Origin of the sequence: Paenibacillus zanthoxyli JH29 (genome assembly GCF_000520715.1) — a bacterium.
GTDB classification, from domain to species: Bacteria; Bacillota; Bacilli; order Paenibacillales; family Paenibacillaceae; genus Paenibacillus_AQ; species Paenibacillus_AQ zanthoxyli.
Genome location: NZ_ASSD01000110.1, coordinates 1 through 14,022, shown reverse-complemented (window position 1 = coordinate 14,022; position 14,022 = coordinate 1). Strand labels below are relative to the sequence as shown.

Below are 14,022 nucleotides of genomic sequence, written 5' to 3'. Positions count from 1 at the left end.
CGGCCTGCCGCCGCCATCCTTCCTGCCAGCAGCCCGGCCACGCTCGTACAGCCGATTCCCGGACCGGAACCGAGTACCCCCACCACATTGCTGCGTTCGTCCCCGTCTTCCTTCAGAATGAGTCTGATCTTTTCGATAATCGCCAAAGAAGTCGAGCGCGGCGGCAGAAAATACACGCCCAGCTCCTCGCAGGTCAGATGGATGCCGTGATACCCGCGAACCCCGTGCTCCATATAAAAGTAAAGAATGATCGTATCCGGGTATTTTTCGCGCAGCCCCCGCAGTTCAGAGACTCCGGCTTGTCCGCTTGCCGCTATCAGCATATGACCTGCCGTCTGCTGCGGATCAGGGAGCGCGGTTTGCATAACAACGGTGTAGCCGGCCTGCCGGATATCGTTAATCGTCAGTTGGTCCAAGCCAAGACTGAAAATTTTCATTATGTTCTATTCCTCCTATTCCACCCGGACGATCCACAGCTTGCAGCCGCGCTCCAGGTACTGCTTCAGCAATTCGCCATCACTCTTTTTCAGCTTCAGTTCTGGAACGGCCACCTTGCCGGTTGAGGTCACCCGGTTGTTGTCATTGCCGAGCTCCGTGTCGCGAACGTCATTGTTATCTTCCGTGCGGACGTAATTTACGGTTACTCCGATTAGAAAGGCTTTCTCCGGCATAGCCGCTTGCTCACCGCCCGGGCTTCCGTGGACAGAACCTGCCGCAAGGTTGGAGCTTCCCATAGTTTTCGCTTCCTCCTGCACAAGATAAATATCCACTTTGTCCCTGCTGCGGAGAGAACCGTTAATCGCATAGACGGCTTCCTTCGGAACTGGAAAAATCCCCTCGTCCGCTCTGGGCTCCACATCGTTCAAATCAACCAGCCCTTCCGTCAAAATGCTGCCATCCGTCAGGCTGACGTTGGTGATGTTGCGCTCAGCCCGATTAATCTCCGTTACAGCCCCGGCAGGAACATCCTTCGTCTGTACGGAATCAAGATAAAGCTCGGCCGCCTGGAGTTCGTGATTCTTGGGCAGGACCCCGCCCCCATTTACCTTAACCTTCACCACGGTTTGGGACAGCACATAGGGCTTGAAGTAAAGATCATATCCCAATAGACCACCGAAACCGACAATCAAGATCAGAACAGCAAAAATATAATTGCGCTTCAATAAATGACCGCGCTGCGCCGACAAGTGGATTTCCCCCTTTGCAAGATTGATTTTTGCGCATAAAAAACCCACACTTTGGCATAGAGCGCCAATGTGTGGGTAAAATGCTTTTTTACCTAAAAAGTAAACTGCTATTCAATTAATTGAACACGACCGTCTTGTTCTGATGAACAAGGATACGGTCCTCGATATGCCATTTGACTGCCCTGGCCAAAACGACGCGCTCAATTGTGCGGCCGATCCGCTTCAGCTCGCCAATATCTTCCCCGTGTGTGACCCGCTGCACATCCTGCTCAATGATCGGACCGCCGTCAAGCTCCTCGGTTACATAGTGGGCGGTAGCGCCGATGATTTTCACCCCGCGCCGGTATGCCTGGGCATAAGGATTGCCGCCGATGAAAGCCGGAAGAAAGGAATGGTGGATATTGATAATCCGGTTCCTGTAATGCCGGGTAAAAGAAGGTGAGATAATCTGCATGTACCGGGCTAAAATAATGACGTCGATATCTTCTCTGATCGTTTCCAGCTGCCGCCGCTCCGCCTCCGCCTTCGTATCCGCCGTTACAGGGATGTAATGATACGGTATGCCGAACGACTCAACGTATTCCTTCATATCGGCATGATTGCTCACAACCAGCGCGATATCGGCGTCCAGATCGCCCGCCTGCCACTGCCAGAGTAGCTCGACAAGGCAATGATCCTCCTTGGATACGAAGATCGCGAGTCTCTTTTTATGGCTGACATTGAACATCTGCCAGTTCATTTGAAACTGTCCGGCGATTTCGCCGAACTCCGCCTGAAGCTGTGCCATTCGCTGCTCCAGCTCCGGAAGATCAAATTCAATTCTCATAAAGAACATTCCGCCCGAAGGGTCCATCGTATACTGATCCGACTGCACGATATTGGCTCCGTGGTCGAACAGAAAGCGGGATACCGCGGCGACTATTCCCGGGCCGTCCGGACAGGAGATGAGCATTCGCGCCCGGTTGGGGTGCTGCTCGTCCGAAGTAGAATGTTCTCTTTTTACATGCAATTCCATTTGGATTCCTTCCATCCTCTCATCATGTACGCATCTCTTAAAGTTTAAGCGTTAACCAGAACCTGCTTGCCCGCCAGCCAGGCGATCAGCCGGTGATTTACCGCCTCTTCGCTTAAGTCCGGGAATAGCCCGGCGGCGATTACCTGATCGTATAGACGCTCCAGCGGCTCGCGCGGATCGGCCTTTTTGGCCTTGGCGTCGGTCTTGAGCAAATTCCAAATATCCAGCACATACTGTCTAGGGTCCAGCTCCTGCTTGGCAAAGAAAGCGTGCAATTCTTCAACCTGGGCCAAAAACTCCCCGCCAAAACGCTCTTGAACATTGCCGCGCAGCAGCGCAATTTCCGCTTCGTACATCGGCCGCTGGGTCTTGGCGTCTTTGCCGATCCACGGCGTTTCAAGAATGAACGGGCGTCCGGCAAGCAGCTCATGATGAACGACCCGGTTAATCGTATCAAAACCGATCCAGCCCGAACCAATCGGCGCATGGCGGTCTTTGCGCGAACCGCTTGGATTTTTGCTGTCGTTGATATGCACCACGCCGATCCGGTCCAGACCGATTGTCTTATCGAATTGTTCGAGAACGCCGTCCAGGTCGCCTACAATATCGTAACCGGCATCGTGAATATGGCATGTATCCAGGCAGATCGACAGCCGCTCGTTGTGAACGACTTTATCGATCATGGACGCGATTTCCTCAAAGCTCCGCCCCATTTCCGTTCCTTTGCCAGCCATCGTTTCCAACGCAATATGAACCTCTGTCTCATGCGTGCCGCCCAGCACCTCGTTCAGGCCGTCGGCGATTCGCTGGATGCCGTACTCCGGGTCCTTATCGGTATAAGCGCCCGGATGAAGCACGATGTGCTTGACACCCAGGGCATGCGTACGGTGGATCTCCTGCTGGAGAAAATCGACGGCAAGCTGGTAGGTATGATTTTTGTAAGAAGCCAGGTTAATGATGTATGGAGCGTGAACGACAATCTCTTCAACGCCGTTTTCCCGCATCGCCGCTTTGCCTTCTTCGGGATACATGTCTTCGATCGGTTTGCGGCGGGTATTTTGCGGTGCGCCTGTATATATCATAAAAGAGCTTGAACCGTATTCATTCGCTTCATTTGCCGCGCTGAGCAGTCCTTTGTCCGCGCACGACACATGGGAACCAATTTTAAGCATGCCTTTTTCCCTCTTTCTTTCACGAATTAAGACTTATTTTATCGTGATTGGGACAATAAATCTAGGCATTGCCGATATCTGGCTCGCTCCTTCGCAAAACGCTGGCTATATGCTATATTTTAAATTGGAAAGAAGTCAGTGATCATAATCATTGATAAGGCGGTGTAGTTATGATTATTAAATCAGGGCTTGGCTGGTTGTCTGCGGCACCGAGCAGTTTATTTATGAACACAATCGCTTTCTGGACATTTCTGCTGCTGGGCTGCATGTGCATCGGCGGCTATTTCATGTTCCGTAAATTCCTCAAAGTGCTGCCCAAAGCGGACGGAAAATCCAAGCTGGACTGGCAAAACTACTGGGTGGAACGCAGCCGTCCGCTGTGGAGCGATGAATCCAAAGCCTTTCTCGACCAGCTTGTGCAGCCCGTCCCCGGACCGTTCCGCGATATCGCCAAACACTCCATCGCCGCCGAAATCGGCAGGATCGCCGTCGAAAGCGATGCAACCGAGGTCACGCGTGATCATTGCATTAGAGGCTACATCTCCGCCACTCCAAGGCGCGACAGCCGGTTCCTGATTCAATTTCTGGAAAAGAATCATATTGACTATTCCCCTTACCGCCATTTAATGAAGTGAATTTCAATAAGCGCTGCGGCAGCTCAGATCATGAGCCCGATCCACAAGCGTTAACACTGATGAAAGGTATAGTTCCCTTTTACAATAGTGAAGGCGTCTCCGTCAGCCAGTGGATATTCCTTGTAAGGAATCATTGCCTCTCCCTGAAACCGGGTGCCGTTGCGCGAATCGAGATCTTTCAGCACATAGCCGCCCCTGCTGCGGAATACCTCGACATGCACTCTGGAGGCTCCTTCCGACGACTCCACATACTGTGCCACCTCCGGTGAGCGGCCGATAATAAAGCTTGCCCGGTTCAGCTCGATTCTTTCCCGCCGGTCGCTTCCTTCCTCCGTTCTTTCGAGATAGGGCAGCCCCCCATCATGCAGCTTCGCTTCCACGGAAGCCGGGACTTTCTCTCTGGACAGCAGAACGGTAGCCGACCCGGAGTCCGAGGTCTTCGGGTACTCCTCCGTCCATTTGCTCTCTTGTTCTCCGGGTCCAAATTCAAGAATTCCGGCGGACACCCGCTTACTCCGTTCAACAGGCGGGGAGTGAAACTTCTGGGATTCATCAAACTTGTCCTGTTTGCCAAACGGCGAGGCCGATCCGAATCCAAAAGAGAATCTATTTCCCGGATCTTCCGCGTCCTCCTCCAAGAACTCTTCCTCTTCCGATTTGCCGCCTCCTATTTTCCCTATCCATGCCAAGGCGCTAATTGCAATGAACACCACCGTTGCTAATCCGCAGAGCATCAGGGGAAGCCTTCCGGGATGGTCGAGGTACACGTATTTCCACAGCAAGGCGTCCAGCAGAATACATCCGAGCAAAATATACGTTTTCTTTGAGGAGTTTCCGCCGCTAGGCGGACTGGCTGTATCAAGGGCTAAGTCAGGTTCAGCGTCGTCCTCGTCCTTCCATCGTCTCGTCTGTTCTCCGCCCCTCCATTCGGCAACAGGCAACTTGACAGCTTCCGTCGAAGTGGAAACCGCCGCCTCAGTCTCCGCGTTCACTATGGAATTCCGCTCCCCGTCATCCTCCGTCAGCAGCGCCGAAAGAAGCTCCTTCCATCCCAAGGCGGTACATTCATCTTCTCCGCAGTAGTGCAGCAGCCGCTGGACGCCATCACCATTCAGCTCTGTCACGCTCGGCATCACCGTCATGATTAGTCCCTTAAGACTCTCCCCCAACGATTGCGCCGGTTCGATCGTCTCCAGTGGAACGTATGTTAAATACACCTTTCCCGATTGCAGCGCTCCTTCGATAAAAATGTAATCCTCGTGCAAAGCATACTGCTCGGGACGCAGCATATGCAGTCTGCCGGCCTCCATACCTTCGGCAATCTGCAGCAGCAGCCCGTAGAGTTCGGCGAGACTCAGTCTTGCCCCCTTGAGAAGATGCGAGAGCAGTTTTTTGCCGGATACCGAATATTCCAGTGTTACACTCAGATCCACCTCTTTGAGAAACAGCCGCAAATGATGCGGAATGCTTAACGAGGAGAGCATGCGGCTCTGGACCGTATTCAGCCTCGATATCGGCATTCCCTCCCGTCCCCCAAGCACCATCCGGATGCCATCCTGCTGCACAAAGTCCCGGGTCAATCCAAACAACGATGCTCACCCCCAATTCCAAATAAACAGATACTAATTATGTCCAGCCTCCCAAAAAAGCCGCTACCGCTCCGGGAAACACAGCGAGCATGAAGGGAAACCTCAGCATTTCTCTATCACGGCCTTTAAACCAAGTCCATCTCGGTATATAAAAGATTCCCGTAAGCAGTCTTGCGACACTCCGCAGCCGGCGGAAGGTTTCCCGCCTCTTGAGCATAATTATCCAGCCTATCACCGCCGCGAACAGCAGCGAGTAGATGATAACCTGAGCGGTAAACGAAAACCCGGTCCAAGCGCCGATTCCGGCAAAAAGCTTAACATCGCCCGCCCCGACAGCTCCGATCATATGCATCAGTAACAGGAGCATAAATCCTGCGGCCGCTCCGGCTCCCGCGAACAGCAAGCCTGTCCAGCCTCCGGTCAGCCCTTGAGCCAGAAGGCCCGCAAGTACGGCCGGCGCTGTAATCCAGTTCGGTATTTTCATCGTCAGCGTATCCGTCAGGAAGGCCGCCGCCAAAAAGGGCAGACAACCCCAAAACGCCCATTCATCCATTTTCCAAGCTCCTCTTTTTGCAAGTCAGTCCGGCTTATCCGCTACGTAAAATTGGCCTTCCGCCGATTGGCCATCCTCTGTCTCAATGACAAATGTTGGCCATGAGCCCGGCGTCGTTTTGCCGCCGATCCTCCACTCCCACTCGATATAGCCATTCTCGTCCGCTGTCTTCCACCCCAAATACTTGGCGGTGCTTTTTCCGCTTTTATAGAAGACCGTAAGATTTGCCGAAGCATTTGGTGCTATTTTAATCCGAATGACTCCTTGTTTATTCGGCCTTGCAGGATTCGGTTTCTCCAGAATGGCAATGGAGCTGTTATTTTCCCCTCCTCCTTCCTGACTGCCGCTTCCGCCTTCACCCGTATCCCCTATCCACAACCGCTCGACGGAGGAGGCCTCCAGTACAATGCTCCGGTTCAGGAACGGCACCTTCATCGGCAGCTCGTAGCTGACCTGAAGGCCGAAGTAAGGCTTCTCGCCGTCTTTCAATTTCGGAACAATTAGATTCGAGACATGAATACGCCTGTAATCCAGCATATCCGAAGCGACATAGGGCCTAAGCAGCGGTTTGACAGCGGCGTCCAAAACGGCCTCCGAGCCTTCGGCCTGAAGCTCCTGGAGAGGACCTTCCCCTTTTTCCGCAGCGCTTCTGATCCACTCATCAAGCGGCGGAGGCAGCTCGGCAGCGTATTGTTCGGCCCAATCGGCGACCGACAGCCGCGGGATGGTCCACACCGGCGTCTTATCTGTGCCAGCGGCTTTGCTGCTTCCTGTATTGTCAGCGGCTGCCTGATTCTCGGTCCCGTTCTTGGCCTCTCCGGAGGTTGCTCTGGACTGTTCTGCCTTCTCCGCTGCCAAAGCGGCAGGATACATATGAGCGGCCACCTCTTTGACGGTATCGGACACTGTACTTTGCAGAGCGGTCGAATACAGCGTCATTTGTACGATAAAGATCAGGAACAGCACGAACAGCAAAAATACCGGCAGCACCATTGCCGCTTCCACAACCATGCTGCCTTCGTTTTGAGATCTCCATCTCCTCTTGCGCCGATCCTCCATCTCCCTCATGTCCCTCCCGTCAATACGCAAAGTCCGCTTTAACCGCCTTGAAATAAGTTTGGCCGTCAATTTCCCCCGGAACCGCGCCGGTATGTTGAAGCAGCTTCATAATACCAGGCAGAAACCACAGCCGCATTCCCAGCCTTATCTCGGTGGAGGCATAGGTGCTCTTGTCATCCGGATTAATGCCCGTATTCAGCCGGATCAGGGCCAGCATCCGCGAGAGCTCGGCTTCTCCCGAGCCATGCAGCACCATGAACAGGCGCAAATAATCACGGTAGGTCAGGTTTACCGGTACATATTCGGACAACGGGACTTCACCCTCCCGGCAGAGCATAATCATATCTTTTACCGCTTCCGTCACCCCGTACAGTATTGCGGCCGCCACGACGAGCAGCGGATTGCCCAATCCCGCTTTTTTCACAAATCCTTCCATTGTACGAATAGCCAGCCGCGCCGCGAAGATCTCGCTGTATGCCGCCCCTACATTCAATCCCGGCTGATCGAAGCCGTACAGAATGTACTCCAGTTCCTGACTGTGCGGATCGAGCTGCTCTTTGAGTTTCTCCCCGATCTCTTCAGTGGAGCCTTCGGCAATACCCGTAAGCTGGGAAATATCAAAATGCGGAAAATACTGCGCCGCATATTCGCTTTGAAACAGTCTGTCCCTTGAGGCAAGCATAACGCCGCTCAGCGCTTCGTAAAGATTGTCCATTTGGTCCATGGCCGCACTTCCGGCGGCATATGGATCGTTCTCTGCAGCATTTTCCGGCAAATGTTCACGCAGGCCTCGGTTATATTCGAGATTTTCTTCGTAATATTGATTCAGCATTTCGTAACGCTCCAGCGCTTCTTCAGCACCGCCGCTCAGATTGCGAAGAGCTTCGGCAACTTTAAGCGCCTCCCTAAGTTTAGTCTTCGCTTCTCTTTCCAGCTCTTTACGCTGGTTGTCCGAGCCTCTGTGCTCCTCGATACCAGACGCTTCCTGGCCGATAACGGCCCCTCCGTTTCCGTAATCATGCAAATAGGCATCTACGGCCTCCGCCACGCCGGTCACCGCCGCTTTCATTGCGCCACTGTTGCCGTTAAGCCCCACCGATAAAGGGTTAATTCCCCCCGAAATAGAGGAAGCTCTAGATTCCGCATTCCGATAAGCCGCTTCCTGCATCGCCAGATTATTCTCCATGCCCCGGAAGTCTGCGGTATCAAGCAGCAGCTGCTCCGCTTGCTCCAGCAGGTTAGGACGAGCTGTAACATTCGCCTCGGAGTTAGGGATATCCCAGGAGACAGAAGAGTCATAACCGCTTCCTGCACTCGCGCTTCTAGCCTGCCGTATGGCTTCTCTCATTTCTTCGTTGACTGCCTCGGCTTCCTTAAGGGCATCGCCTGCCTTGCTCATCAACGGGGCATGGTTATTCTGCCAATCAGAAAGCAGACTGTCCAGTCTGGAAATAACCGCCGCGGATTGCTCTAGATAGGAATTGATAGCCGATGTATAGCTCGGCGATTCTTTCGGGTCCCTGTTTAAATCGGCTTGGGACTTATTCACATAATCGTTATATTGGGCAGCGATATCCGCTGCGCTTGTTATAGTTCCTATGGAACTATCGGCAACGCCTCCGCCAGGCGGATTCTTAATAACCGAGAGCGGCTTCCGCGCATTTTCCGCAGCTTGCTGCCTATGTTCCAGCATCCGGTCGAGAGCCGCCTCCCGCTTGTCATAAAGCGGCTGCAGCTTGGCGAACAGGTCTGTCGTACGCGAAGCCTCCTCCATGGCTCCGGACAGCGGCTTGAACTTTCCTGCGATTTCGAGAGCGAAATCAACCGGCGCCTTGTATTTCATTTCCTCGTTGATCTGACGGCGGAATACATCATAGCTGCCCAGCGAACGGCTCCATTCCAGCGTAGAGGTGTCAAGACCGAGGTTCACCAGATTGAAACCGTCCCCTCGCCCGCTTTTACGAAGAGAATCATCGAGAACCCGGGCCATCAGCTCGTCTCCATCGCTCCCGCCGAAGGCAAAGAGCCCGTATTGTTCCCGCAGTTCCACATCGTACGCGGACATCACCGACCGAACAGCTGCACGCGCCAGACGTTCACTCTGCACACTAGCAGCGGCCATTCGCGCATAATCAATGAGTACTGCGGAGAAAAGAAATACAAAGGCCAGCACCATGATCAGGAACACCGATACCGATCCTTCCGTTTGCCTTCTCCAGCGTTTAAACCGCATGGCGCAGCGGCTTAGGGCCGCAATTCGTCTTTTCATCCTTTTTTCCTCTCATCTATACATGTACATCAGATGGTTTAACTACCCTTAGCGGTTTCCAAGTTTAGTCATCATGGCGGAAGCATCCTGCTGCTTCATGGCCTGCTTCGGTTCATTATTCGCAGACTTTCCACGAAATTTGGCTCCATAGTAGCGCATCAAATCCACGGTACGGATAAACTCCACCGGCTCGGCCACAAGAGACTGTGCAGTAACCTTGGGCTGTGCTCCGTCCGAAAGAATATCGTCCAGAACGGGCAAATGCAGCATCCTCCGAAGTTTGGCATTTACTTTTCTTCCCGTGAAAGTGTAGCTGTAGCTCATTTCTCCCGGCATATTGTTCGGAATTCTTACAGCGGATTTCCCGAGTTTGGCGGAAGGCAGATTGTCTTCTTGCATGCCGCCGCTTGGAAGCTGTATTGCAGCGGCCCCGCCACTCTCTCCGATCCCAAACAAGCTGCCCAGCAGATGATCATCCCCGATTCGCCAGTAGAGGGAATCATATTCTCCTTGCGAGAACGATCCGTCCCTGGCTTTATGGCTGTTGTCCCAATTGTACGCGGCCCGCTCGGTTGCGGAAGACGCAACCTGAAGCAGCATTGATTTCTGGTAGCTGTATAAGCAGAAGAACAGGAGCAGCATTGTGACGCACATAATAATCGGCAGAACCATCGCCGCCTCCACGGTGAAGCTTCCTTCCTCGCCTCGCAGTTTTGTTCTCATCCTGAACTCTGCTTACTCTTCAAATACTTCCTGGCTTTTTTCGCCAGCGGTATCGATCAGATTCGAAATCACCTCTTTGATCTTCTGGCGGAACAATATAACCACGGCGACCAGTACGGCAATAATCAGAATCATTTCGAGCGTTCCCAAGCCTTCCTCATCCAGCCAAAAATCTTTGCTTTTCTCCACAAAAGTCAACATGTTTCTCATCCTCCTACATATTCATCATCATAAAAGCCGGAGTGCCTACCAATACAATTACAATTACAAAAATAATGACCATCGGAAATACCAGCTTCGAGGATGCCTGCTCACCCCGCGTCCGGCTGACCGCCTTGCGCTTCTCCCATAGCTGCCGGGATAAATCGCGAAGTGCGAGCGCAAAATCCCCTCCTCCTCTGCGCACATTCAGCAGCACCGTCGTCGTGAATAGCGACACCTCCTGCACGGCGCAGCGCTTGCTGAAATTCTCAAATGCCTGCTGAAGCGAATAGCCGCTCTCCCACTCGCCTATCATTGTCAGCAGTTCCCGGTAGAGAGGATGGCCGTCATTCTTTCTGCTTTCCAGGGAGCGCGTAATCGCCCGCTGCACCGTCTCACCCGCGCTGACCAGCAGTACAATCCCGCTCAGCAGATCCGGCAGCTCCATCATGATGAGCTGTTCGCGTACCTTGACCTTTTTGTGCAGATCTGCTGTAAGTGCGGCAGGAAGCAGTATGGCCAGCAGAATTCCCAGAACGAGTGCGGACGGCTCTCCGCTGAGCGCTGTTAAGCCGCAGCCGCCCAAGACGAGCAGCCAGCTGTAGGCCAGCATCTCTCCCATAAACAGCAGCATCATTTCCGCACTGTGACGCTGCCCGTATATCCGCTGCACCGACCGCTGCAGCCGGTATGCGAATACCGGAAACTTCCGGGCAGCTCCACCCTTCTCCAGAAGCATAAGCAGCGGTTCCGAAAGACTGCGCAGCCGCAAGCCGTCCACGAGCAAGCTCCGCAGGGAAGCGTATCTCTTCCCGCTTCTGGCGCGCAGCGCTATCCAGCCCATGATCAGCGCAATAGCCGCCAATCCGCAAATCCATCTCAGATTCCCCACTCTCCTTACAGTGGAATGTCCATAATTTTGCTGATCCAGAAATAACACAGAATCAGCCCAGCTAGCGCAAACGTCGAGATCAGCATACCGAACCCGGTGTACATCGGCTGCATATAGTCCCCCGCGCTAAAACTCATAAACAGCAGCATAATAAGCGGGGAAACAAGAAGTGCTTTGGACTCGAACCGTTTATGGGAAATGCTGACCGCGATCTCCTGTTGGACATCCAGCTTCTCGCCGATAATGCTTGAGGTGCGGCGGACCACCTCCACCAGGTCGCCGCCCGTCCGTTTGCAGACGGAGAAGACATCGGCGAACCGCCGGATATCCTCCATATCTGCCCTCGTACTGAAATCAAGCAGCGCTTCTTCAATGGGCTGCCCATATTCAAGCCGCGCGCAGATAATGTTCAGCTCGGCAATCATATCGCTGCCGCCCTCCGGATCGAGCATTTTCAAATCCTGCACCGCTTCACGAAACGCATTTTCCACCGACCTGCCCGCGGACAGCGAGGAAGAGAGCGAGAATAGCATTTGCTTGAACTGAAGGTTGAGCATATCGCGGCGGCGTTTCCTCAGATAATCCCTCCAAATACGCGGGGCGAAATATCCTCCTGCCGACAATAACAAGGCGATAACCGGATTGTGATAGAATAGATAGCCGACCCCAAACAGAATGAAGCCGCCTGCCGCCGCCGAAATGATTCTCTGCCGCAAATTCAGCGTGTATACGGTATAATCCGGCAACCGAGGCGCAGCGGCATGCTTGCTCCCCGCTTGCTCTCGAGCGGCACGACTCCGCTTAACCGTCTCAGCCCGGGACGGTCCCCGGTTAGCCGGTTCACGGATCACCAGATGATAATTGGATGCTGCACAATCAGCCTGCCCCCGATTCTTTCTCAGTATCTCGGGCATAATTCCCGCCTCTCTTCCTTAATTAAATTGCGCCCTCATAACGACTCAGCGGAGTAAAAGCCATTCCCGCCATAGCCAGCTTCTCTGTATGCCGTAAAGGATTGCCGCTTGCTTCCAGCGCACCCCGCAGTCGTCCTCCGCTCTCGCCAGTTTCCCGGAATTCGTACAACGGGTTAAGCCGTACTTCTCCGTCATCCATCCCGACAACCTCACTGATCTCCATAACCCGCCTCGATCGGTCGCGCAGCCTCGCCAGATGGACAAAAATGTCGATGGCCGAGCTGATCTGCTGTCTGACGACGGCAACCGGAAGATCGGCGCCGCTCAGTACCATCGTTTCCAGACGGCTGACCATATCACGTGCGCTGTTGGCATGGCCGGTGGACAACGATCCGTCATGACCAGTGTTCATCGCCTGCAGCATATCCAGTGCCTCTGCGCCGCGCACCTCGCCGACGACGATCCGGTTGGGACGCATCCGCAGCGACGAGCGGATCAGATCGCGGATGGTGATTTCTCCCCTGCCCTCCGTGTTGGCATTCCTGGTCTCCAGGGATACCAGGTTAGGCACGGTCACAATTTGCAGCTCTGCCGAATCCTCAATTGTAATGACTCTCTCCTGCGGAGGAATGAACTGGGATAAGGCATTCAAAAAGGTCGTCTTGCCCGAACCCGTTCCGCCGCTGATAAAAATATTGTATTTAGCGGCTGCGAGCGTCTTCAGCAGATCGGCCGCTTCCTGGCTGATGGCTTCCCGGCGGACAAGATCATCCATGGTCATCGGCGACTCGGGAAACTTTCGGATCGTCATCGCCGGGCCCTTCAGCGCGACGGGCGGGAGCACAATGTTGACCCGCGACCCGTCTTTTAAGCGGGCATCGACAATCGGCGACGATTCGTTAACTACGCGGTTGACGTCGGAAACGACGATCTGGATAATATCCTCCAGTCTGTCCGCCGATTCGAACGCCAGCGGCAGGCGGCGGATCTCCCCTTCCTCCTCGACAAAAATATCTTCGTAGCTGTTAATCATAATCTCGCTGATGGCCGGATTGTCGACGAGCGGCTGAAGCACATCCAGCCCCCGAAAGGAATCGAACAGTCTGCGGACAAGCGCACGCTTCTCCTGGGCCGTTAACGATCGCAGCTCTTCCCGCTCAAAAATCGTCCTTTCAATATGCGAGATCAGCTCACTGTTTCCCACGGAGGAGGTCACATCCAGCCCTGAGCGTATATCGCTGCGAAGAGCCCGGAATAATTCGTCATTCATGAATTCTCCTCTCCGCCTGACTGAAGCTCCGGCTGCGGCATCCTCGCAATCATTCCGCATAATTTCTGAATACCACGCTGGAACAGCGGCGAATTGAGACTTAGCTCCCCTCTATTGGGCAGATTCCAGGAGGAGATGAAAGGCAGCAGGACATCAGGCTCTATTCCCTCACTGGAAGGTATCTGCGGAGCATTCTCCCTGGCGAAGTTTACTGCAAATAGGCTCTTGCCGGACAAATCCGCCTTCATCCCAGAATGCGGAGATGTGAAATGCGACAGCCACTTTCCCGTTTTGTAGACGCCCATCTCGTCGTCCCGAAGCACCCAAACCAGACGCCCGCAGCATTGCACCACCGCCCCGGCGCGATCTTCCCCGATGCTGCCCGTATCGACGATGACGATATCATAGCCCCCATCCTCGGCCAGCAGTTCCATTAACTCCCGCGCATCCCCTGCGCTCATATGCAGCATTTCCTTAATATTGCTGACAGGTCGGAAGGTATCGCAGTGCAGCGCGTCCAGTCTTACAGCATAGCGTCTTATG

14 protein-coding genes and 1 pseudogene are annotated in these 14,022 nt (G+C 53.9%); 1 reads left to right on the top strand and 14 read right to left on the bottom strand.

Features of this window, described 5'->3' with window-relative positions; translation table 11 throughout:
- From L691_RS0104470 to L691_RS0104455, 4 genes are all read right to left on the bottom strand, one after another.
- Positions 1 to 437 (bottom strand): hypothetical protein (locus L691_RS0104470; protein WP_025689036.1); only part of this gene is annotated, 437 nt, incomplete at its 3' end.
- A gap of 15 nt (positions 438 to 452) precedes the next feature.
- Entirely contained in the window at positions 453 to 1,187 is a 735-nt protein-coding gene (locus L691_RS0104465; protein WP_025689035.1) for a hypothetical protein, read from the bottom strand.
- A 115-nt stretch (positions 1,188 to 1,302) separates the two neighbouring features.
- Positions 1,303 to 2,202: a formyltetrahydrofolate deformylase gene (gene purU, locus L691_RS0104460; protein ID WP_025689034.1), complete on the bottom strand. Its 900-nt coding sequence runs from the start codon at positions 2,200 to 2,202 to the stop codon at positions 1,303 to 1,305.
- A gap of 44 nt (positions 2,203 to 2,246) precedes the next feature.
- On the bottom strand, positions 2,247 to 3,374 hold the full coding sequence (locus L691_RS0104455; RefSeq protein WP_025689033.1) for a deoxyribonuclease IV: 1,128 nt from the start codon (positions 3,372 to 3,374) through the stop codon (positions 2,247 to 2,249).
- A gap of 170 nt (positions 3,375 to 3,544) precedes the next feature.
- Between L691_RS0104455 and L691_RS0104450 the strand changes: the two genes are divergently transcribed.
- Complete coding sequence (locus L691_RS0104450; RefSeq protein ID WP_025689032.1) at positions 3,545 to 4,009, top strand: DUF2621 family protein; 465 nt, start codon at positions 3,545 to 3,547, stop codon at positions 4,007 to 4,009.
- Positions 4,010 to 4,059: 50 nt separating this feature from the next.
- Here L691_RS0104450 and L691_RS0104445 read toward each other — a convergent pair whose 3' ends face one another.
- From L691_RS0104445 to L691_RS27800, 10 genes and pseudogenes are all read right to left on the bottom strand, one after another.
- On the bottom strand, positions 4,060 to 5,598 hold the full coding sequence (locus L691_RS0104445; protein ID WP_025689031.1) for a DUF6382 domain-containing protein: 1,539 nt from the start codon (positions 5,596 to 5,598) through the stop codon (positions 4,060 to 4,062).
- A 37-nt stretch (positions 5,599 to 5,635) separates the two neighbouring features.
- Positions 5,636 to 6,151, bottom strand: coding sequence for an A24 family peptidase (locus L691_RS0104440; RefSeq protein ID WP_025689030.1), 516 nt, complete (start codon positions 6,149 to 6,151; stop codon positions 5,636 to 5,638).
- Positions 6,152 to 6,175: 24 nt separating this feature from the next.
- Positions 6,176 to 7,219, bottom strand: coding sequence for a TadE/TadG family type IV pilus assembly protein (locus L691_RS0104435; RefSeq protein ID WP_232229095.1), 1,044 nt, complete (start codon positions 7,217 to 7,219; stop codon positions 6,176 to 6,178).
- A 10-nt stretch (positions 7,220 to 7,229) separates the two neighbouring features.
- Complete coding sequence (locus tag L691_RS0104430) at positions 7,230 to 9,479, bottom strand: hypothetical protein (protein WP_025689028.1); 2,250 nt, start codon at positions 9,477 to 9,479, stop codon at positions 7,230 to 7,232.
- 48 nt (positions 9,480 to 9,527) lie between these two features.
- Positions 9,528 to 10,202 (bottom strand): TadE family protein, encoded by a 675-nt coding sequence (locus tag L691_RS0104425; protein ID WP_025689027.1) that lies wholly within the window; start codon positions 10,200 to 10,202, stop codon positions 9,528 to 9,530.
- A 12-nt stretch (positions 10,203 to 10,214) separates the two neighbouring features.
- Positions 10,215 to 10,403: a Flp1 family type IVb pilin gene (locus L691_RS0104420; protein WP_025689026.1), complete on the bottom strand. Its 189-nt coding sequence runs from the start codon at positions 10,401 to 10,403 to the stop codon at positions 10,215 to 10,217.
- A gap of 13 nt (positions 10,404 to 10,416) precedes the next feature.
- Positions 10,417 to 11,247 carry a type II secretion system F family protein gene (locus L691_RS0104415; protein WP_051459299.1) on the bottom strand — a complete coding sequence of 277 codons (831 nt, stop codon included), beginning with the start codon at positions 11,245 to 11,247 and terminating at the stop codon, positions 10,417 to 10,419.
- A gap of 53 nt (positions 11,248 to 11,300) precedes the next feature.
- Complete coding sequence (locus L691_RS0104410; RefSeq protein WP_025689024.1) at positions 11,301 to 12,209, bottom strand: type II secretion system F family protein; 909 nt, start codon at positions 12,207 to 12,209, stop codon at positions 11,301 to 11,303.
- A gap of 22 nt (positions 12,210 to 12,231) precedes the next feature.
- A complete protein-coding gene (locus L691_RS0104405; protein ID WP_025689022.1) occupies positions 12,232 to 13,479 on the bottom strand; it encodes a CpaF family protein in 1,248 nt (415 codons plus the stop codon).
- Positions 13,476 to 14,022: pseudogene (locus L691_RS27800) on the bottom strand (hypothetical protein); the annotation flags it as partial. The gene L691_RS0104405 and the pseudogene L691_RS27800, both read right to left, overlap by 4 nt.

Excerpts from the sequence above, each read along its gene's own strand:
- purU (WP_025689034.1), bottom strand. The coding sequence starts at position 2,202 with ATGGAATTGCATGTAAAAAGAGAACATTCTACTTCGGACGAGCAGCAC.
- L691_RS0104455 (WP_025689033.1), bottom strand. The coding sequence starts at position 3,374 with ATGCTTAAAATTGGTTCCCATGTGTCGTGCGCGGACAAAGGACTGCTC.
- L691_RS0104450 (WP_025689032.1), top strand. The coding sequence starts at position 3,545 with ATGATTATTAAATCAGGGCTTGGCTGGTTGTCTGCGGCACCGAGCAGT.
- L691_RS0104440 (WP_025689030.1), bottom strand. The coding sequence starts at position 6,151 with ATGGATGAATGGGCGTTTTGGGGTTGTCTGCCCTTTTTGGCGGCGGCC.
- L691_RS0104435 (WP_232229095.1), bottom strand. The coding sequence starts at position 7,219 with ATGAGGGAGATGGAGGATCGGCGCAAGAGGAGATGGAGATCTCAAAAC.
- L691_RS0104430 (WP_025689028.1), bottom strand. The coding sequence starts at position 9,479 with ATGAAAAGACGAATTGCGGCCCTAAGCCGCTGCGCCATGCGGTTTAAA.
- L691_RS0104425 (WP_025689027.1), bottom strand. The coding sequence starts at position 10,202 with ATGAGAACAAAACTGCGAGGCGAGGAAGGAAGCTTCACCGTGGAGGCG.
- L691_RS0104420 (WP_025689026.1), bottom strand. The coding sequence starts at position 10,403 with ATGTTGACTTTTGTGGAGAAAAGCAAAGATTTTTGGCTGGATGAGGAA.
- L691_RS0104415 (WP_051459299.1), bottom strand. The coding sequence starts at position 11,247 with ATGGGCTGGATAGCGCTGCGCGCCAGAAGCGGGAAGAGATACGCTTCC.
- L691_RS0104410 (WP_025689024.1), bottom strand. The coding sequence starts at position 12,209 with ATGCCCGAGATACTGAGAAAGAATCGGGGGCAGGCTGATTGTGCAGCA.
- L691_RS0104405 (WP_025689022.1), bottom strand. The coding sequence starts at position 13,479 with ATGAATGACGAATTATTCCGGGCTCTTCGCAGCGATATACGCTCAGGG.